Source organism: Halodurantibacterium flavum (assembly GCF_042681825.1).
Lineage (GTDB): Bacteria > Pseudomonadota > Alphaproteobacteria > Rhodobacterales > Rhodobacteraceae > Halodurantibacterium > Halodurantibacterium flavum.
Genome location: NZ_JBHUGH010000024.1, coordinates 1 through 4,670, shown reverse-complemented (window position 1 = coordinate 4,670; position 4,670 = coordinate 1). Strand labels below are relative to the sequence as shown.

Genomic DNA, 4,670 nt, shown 5'->3' with positions numbered 1-4,670 from the left:
TCGAGGCCAATGATCATTCCGGACATATCCAACCACTCCTTCTTCCCGGGGAACCGTTGAAACCAGATTCGACGGTTGGGGTGGGGGTGTCCACATCATCAAATCAGCCGGGCTTTGCCATCAAGGCTCTCGCCAGAGGCTCGCGCTGCCAGACCGGAGCGCCCGTGAGCTTTCGTCGCCATGAAGGCCGCGACGGTCGCGGTCCAACTGACGGAAGCATCCCATGTACGCGCACGACGATTTCGAACCCGATCACAGCACGTCCCCGACCGGCCACGCCATCGAAGAACTCGAACTCTACGGCTACCGCCCCTCCGAAGACGAGGCCGATCCCCGGATCACACCCGAAGATCACGTCATCCAGGGCGCAGTCTCCGACATCTTCGACGCCCTGATTTCCACCATGGCCGACACCAGCCTCGATTTCGACCTCGACGAGATCCTCTGGTCCACCGTCAACACCTTCCACCGCGCCGTCGAGCGGATCGAGACCAAACTCGACGATAATGAGCAGGCACAGAAGCGCCTTCAGCGCGAACAGGACGGCAGCGAAGTCAAATCCGTGCAGCTTGAAACCCTGATCGGCGCGGGCCAAAGCCTGATCGAGCGCCGCGACAGCATGGAAATCTTCCGCGATGCCGCCGCCGACATCTATCTGCGCACCACCGGCACGCCCTGGTCGCAACGCTCCGGCTCACGGGTCAACCATCGCCAGATGACCTCGGCCATTATCGACAGCCGCGACTTCATCGCCGCGAAACGCCGGGCAGACAACGAGGTGCTGCTGCCCGCCGGACCGAAAATCGCTTTCTCGGGCGGTGACACCACCGATCACCGGACGATCTGGGCCAAGCTCGATCAGGTCCACGCCAAGCACCCGGACATGGTACTGATGCACGGCGGATCGCCCAAGGGCGCGGAACGCATCGCGGCCACCTGGGCTAATAACCGCAAGGTCGCACAGGTTGCCTTCAAACCCGACTGGGCAAAACATGCCAAGGCAGCACCGTTCAAGCGCAACGATCAGATGCTTGCCATCATGCCCATCGGGGTCATCATCTTCCCCGGCACGGGTATTCAGGACAACCTGGCCGACAAGGCCCGCAAGATGGGCATCCCGGTCTATCGCTTCGGAACCGGCAGCGCGTGAGCCCTGCCTTTCCCCTCGTCACGAGCCGGAGAATCGAAATCATCGATCATTCCGGCTCGTGCAGGCGGGCATGTTCATGCTATATTCCGCCTTGCGCCATGGTGGTGGTGGAAGGCGCGACCGTCTAATTCCTTGCACGGAGGCACCACCATGATCATTCTCGGGATCCTTGTGTCCATTGCAGCCATCGGCACCATGTGCTGGCTGCTGTTCAATCTCGCAGTATTCGCCCTGCCATTTTTTATCGGCCTGAATACTGGCATCTGGGCCTATGGCACGGGCGCTGGCTGGCTCGGCAGCGTGCTCGTCGGTCTTATCGCCGCGGGCCTGACACTGGCAGTCGCTCAAGGATTGCTCATGCTGGTCCGCCCGATCTGGGTGCGGCTGCTGATCGCACTGGCCTTTGTGGCACCCGCAGGCATGGCCGGGTTTTACGCGACACTCGGGATCGTCAAACACATGATGCCGTCTGAGACCTGGCAGCTCATCTTCTCGGTCATCGGTGCGGTCGCGGTGGGCGTGACGGCTTTCCTGCGTGTGGCAGGCATGGCGGCGACCGGCCCTGCGGACGGAAACCTTGTGCGCACCTGAACCGCAATGATCCGTGGAGGCAGGACCGGAAGCGGGTGCGGGTCATCTGTCAGTTTCGTCAGGAGGATGGCGGGAAATAGCGGATAAGCCCCGGATCGGCATGTGAGGCACAGGCGCGGCCCGCCGCTGGGGCGCTGGGCGGTTCGGGCCAGCATTCGCGCGATGAACTGGAACCCTGTTGGGGCAAGGCCGGTGGGAGGGGCCGGAAAGAAGGGTGCGCACAACCTGACACGCGGGGTAACAGACATGCCGGTGTGGCCGGTCTGGTCATCCCGATGGATGCCTCAAGGGCGCCACGCCTCCGTTCACCCTCCGTGTCTCGACCGCTCCAAACGGCCTCTTCAATGGCCTGATCTGGCCGAAGAACAGCGCGATGCGCTTCGACCGCTTTAGCGCAACAGCGTCGTCACAACTTTCTTCCCCTGCCGGCAAAGCCGCCATTCCGCGCGGAACAAGAAAGTTTCTCCTGTGCTGTCCAGCCCCTTTGGGGTGCGCCAGCGTTCGCCTCCGGCCTGTCGATCGCCATCGAGGCCGCAATGGTGCGGGCTTGGAAACGAAGAACGGAGACTTACAATGGCGACCATCGGCACCTTCAAGAAGACCGGCTCGAACGAATTCACCGGCGAAATCGTCACCCTCAGCGTCCAGGCCAAGGGCGTGCGCATCATCCCCGACCTGCGCGCCACCGGCGAGAACGCCCCCAGCCACCGCGTTCTGGTCGGTCGCGCCGAAATCGGCGCCGCTTGGTCCAAGCGCTCCAACGAGGGCCGCGACTATCTGGGCCTCAAGCTGGACGATCCAAGCTTCAACGCTCCGATCTACGCCAATCTCTTCGACGAAGAAGACGGCGAAACCTTCTCTCTCATCTGGTCCCGCCCCAACGGTCGCCGCGGCGACTGAGGCGCGGAACAAAGGCTCCGACCGCAAGGTCGGGGCCTTTCCCGTGCCCGCGGGAAAGCCGCCAGGCCCGGTGACCTGTCCGGGCTGGAACTGCTCAGCCGGTCAGGATCGGGATCATGGTTTTCACATGGGCGTCGATCCGTTCCAGCACGAGCGGGGGGACCGCCTCGCGTTCCGGCAGTGTCCACCATTTCGCATCAATCCGCCGCACCGTCTCGACAACGGCCTTGAGCACGGCTGGCTCGGGAAGCCTTGCCCGATTGGCAAACGTCTTCCAGCGGGCCGAAGCCAGGCCCTTGAAGGCTCGCTCGCCGCCCAGAGACAGCGCCAGCCCATCTGCCGGAATATAGGGAACGGTCGAAAGCATGTCGTAGATCGGCGCAAGAGCGGGCGTGTCGCCGTCGCCCGGATAGATCAGCGACCAGTTCTTGAGGTGCATGTCGCCATTGCCCATGACCACCGAGAAGGTCAGCCGCCGGACAAACTCCAGCGCGGTGAACGGCGAGATCGCAACATTCAGCACAGAGGCGATGTCGTGGGAGGCGGCGCCATCATATTTGCGCGCCGGGTACAGGCCGAAAACCTGCGCGAAATCCTCGATATGGATGCGCTGCCCGTCTGCCCCGCGATCAAAACGCCGCACGAGCAGGACCAGCCCCTCGGCAAGTGTTTCAAACTCTTCGGGAATGTCCTCGAACTGGTCTCGGCTGACCAGTTCCCGCTCAGGCACGTCCATGCCGATGGCTTCGGCAAGCGCGAGGTTCGCGAACTCGTTTTCCGACACGCCCGGAAATGCGGTCGAGGGGAATTTCGCAATATACTGGCCCTCGTCATCCCCAAGCGGCAAGGTCAGTCCACCGCCCTTGCCCGTGTTCTTCATCACCGAGAGCTTCATCTGCACGCCTGCCAGCGAGAAGCGGGCCTTGGGCCGCCCTTGGGTTGGCGCCGCCCCGATGCCGGGTTGACCGTCACTGGGCAGCACCCGAACGGCACCCGGCAGATCCGCGCCCAGAGCTGCCAGGAGATCGAAATCATTCCCCGGCCGCACATTGCCCGCATGGTGCTTTTCCATCGCCTCGCGTAGCCGGTCTTCGGGCAGCAGGTTGGCAAAGAAGGACGGCAGGCTACCTGCGACAGGTCGCGGATCCTTGCGCAGCCCCCCTGATGCCGCGCGCAGGGACAGGCTCAGAACCGGAATACCGCCGGTCGCGCGATAAGCCGGATCAAGGCTGAAGGCGTTGAAATCCCCCGGCGTCCTGACGATCGTGCCAACCTTCGCACTGTTTAGGAACACGTCCAGCGAGGTAATCGTCTCAGCGGTACGGGCGGCTGTCATCGTCGCTCTCCGGTTGTGGGCTGAAGGCGGGATGATCGTCCTCGGCATCGGGGCGCAAAAGCGCTTCGATGGCCGGCACCATTGCCTGCGGGACCAGCATCATTTCTAGCCCAAGCGCCCTGGCAATGCTGATCAATGTCGTGGTGCGCGCAGCCGCTGCTCCCGTCTCGATGTCGCGGTAGCGCGGGCGCGAAATGCCGGCAAGATCGGCCACTTGCTCCTGGGTCAGCCTCGCTGCAAGACGCGCGCGGCGAAAATGGTCGCCGATCAGCCCCAGTGTTTCTTTTTCCGCCTTCATGTGATGCCTTTACAGATCATTCCTGCTGCATTGATCTGGATAGGTATCATATCTAGTGTAGAATGCAAAGAAAATGATCTCCAAACATATCACGATTATTTCCCATGGAGCGTTTGGGGATCATCTTGCGCTGGTCGGCACTACGGCCAGCACAAGTGCTGCAATTGCGGCATGCAGGCGAATCAGACGGACTGCATGCTCAGCCGTGCAGATAACGTCCTGGCCAGATTCGACGAATTCGTATGGCGTATCGGGCGAAGGCGACTAAAATAGATGGGGTATTCGAGCGCTCCTGCACAGCAACTTCGAGCCTGGTTGAAACATTTAGGAGTTTCACCGGCACCATGCGGAGCTAATCATCTAGTCGCCATAAAACCCCAATGTCAGATAGCCGG

5 protein-coding genes are annotated in these 4,670 nt (G+C 62.0%); 3 read left to right on the top strand and 2 right to left on the bottom strand.

Annotated elements, in window-relative coordinates; all coding sequences use genetic code 11:
* Window positions 1–223: 223 nt before the first annotated feature.
* The 3 genes from ACFSGJ_RS17235 to ACFSGJ_RS17225 all read left to right on the top strand — a co-directional run bounded on the left by ACFSGJ_RS17235 (window position 224) and on the right by ACFSGJ_RS17225 (window position 2,641).
* Window positions 224–1,150, top strand: coding sequence for a DUF2493 domain-containing protein (locus ACFSGJ_RS17235; RefSeq protein WP_390264701.1), 927 nt, complete (start codon window positions 224–226; stop codon window positions 1,148–1,150).
* Between the two features lie 150 nt (window positions 1,151–1,300).
* Window positions 1,301–1,741, top strand: a complete 441-nt coding sequence (locus ACFSGJ_RS17230; RefSeq protein WP_390264699.1) for a hypothetical protein — start codon at window positions 1,301–1,303, stop codon at window positions 1,739–1,741.
* A gap of 573 nt (window positions 1,742–2,314) precedes the next feature.
* Window positions 2,315–2,641: a DUF736 domain-containing protein gene (locus tag ACFSGJ_RS17225; protein ID WP_009450558.1), complete on the top strand. Its 327-nt coding sequence runs from the start codon at window positions 2,315–2,317 to the stop codon at window positions 2,639–2,641.
* A gap of 94 nt (window positions 2,642–2,735) precedes the next feature.
* Here ACFSGJ_RS17225 and ACFSGJ_RS17220 read toward each other — a convergent pair whose 3' ends face one another.
* Both ACFSGJ_RS17220 and ACFSGJ_RS17215 read right to left on the bottom strand, forming a co-directional pair.
* Window positions 2,736–3,977, bottom strand: coding sequence for a type II toxin-antitoxin system HipA family toxin (locus ACFSGJ_RS17220; RefSeq protein ID WP_390264694.1), 1,242 nt, complete (start codon window positions 3,975–3,977; stop codon window positions 2,736–2,738).
* Entirely contained in the window at window positions 3,955–4,275 is a 321-nt protein-coding gene (locus tag ACFSGJ_RS17215; RefSeq protein ID WP_075657514.1) for a helix-turn-helix domain-containing protein, read from the bottom strand. Before ACFSGJ_RS17215 ends, ACFSGJ_RS17220 begins: the two co-directional genes overlap by 23 nt.
* Window positions 4,276–4,670: the final 395 nt, after the last annotated feature.

What these genes read in the sequence shown, in the direction of transcription:
- ACFSGJ_RS17225 (WP_009450558.1), top strand. Translation starts at nt 2,315, where the DNA reads ATGGCGACCATCGGCACCTTCAAGAAGACCGGCTCGAACGAATTCACC.
- ACFSGJ_RS17215 (WP_075657514.1), bottom strand. Translation starts at nt 4,275, where the DNA reads ATGAAGGCGGAAAAAGAAACACTGGGGCTGATCGGCGACCATTTTCGC.
- ACFSGJ_RS17220 (WP_390264694.1), bottom strand. Translation starts at nt 3,977, where the DNA reads ATGACAGCCGCCCGTACCGCTGAGACGATTACCTCGCTGGACGTGTTC.
- ACFSGJ_RS17230 (WP_390264699.1), top strand. Translation starts at nt 1,301, where the DNA reads ATGATCATTCTCGGGATCCTTGTGTCCATTGCAGCCATCGGCACCATG.
- ACFSGJ_RS17235 (WP_390264701.1), top strand. Translation starts at nt 224, where the DNA reads ATGTACGCGCACGACGATTTCGAACCCGATCACAGCACGTCCCCGACC.